A 303-nucleotide genomic window follows, 5' to 3' on the forward strand; every position below is an offset into this window, starting at 1 on the left:
TGAGGAATTTTAAGGGCTTGAAGGAGAGGAGGGGTTGGAAAATGAGGTAGAGTGGTGTTGACTTCAGGATTAAGGGGATGGAAGTTAAGAGGGATTTTTTGTTTAGGGGGAAGTTGTAGGAGTTGTTGGATTAGGGGAAGAATGTTTTTGATGTGGTGATGTGGGAAGATGATTGGTTGAAGGATTAGTTGTTGGGGTAATTGGTTAGGTTGAGGGTGAACGATGATGATGGGATGTTTAGTTTTTGGAAGGAGGAAGTGAAGTTGACTGACTCGAAGGTGTGGAACTGTTGGATTAATGCTG

The 303-nt window shown here is 42.9% G+C and carries 1 pseudogene; it reads right to left on the bottom strand.

Annotated elements, in window-relative coordinates:
- Positions 1-303 (bottom strand): annotated as a pseudogene (locus tag FS628_RS32180) (hypothetical protein); the annotation flags it as partial.

The sequence above is a fragment of the Paenibacillus xylanexedens genome, from assembly GCF_007676705.1.
GTDB classification, from domain to species: domain Bacteria; phylum Bacillota; class Bacilli; order Paenibacillales; family Paenibacillaceae; genus Paenibacillus; species Paenibacillus xylanexedens_C.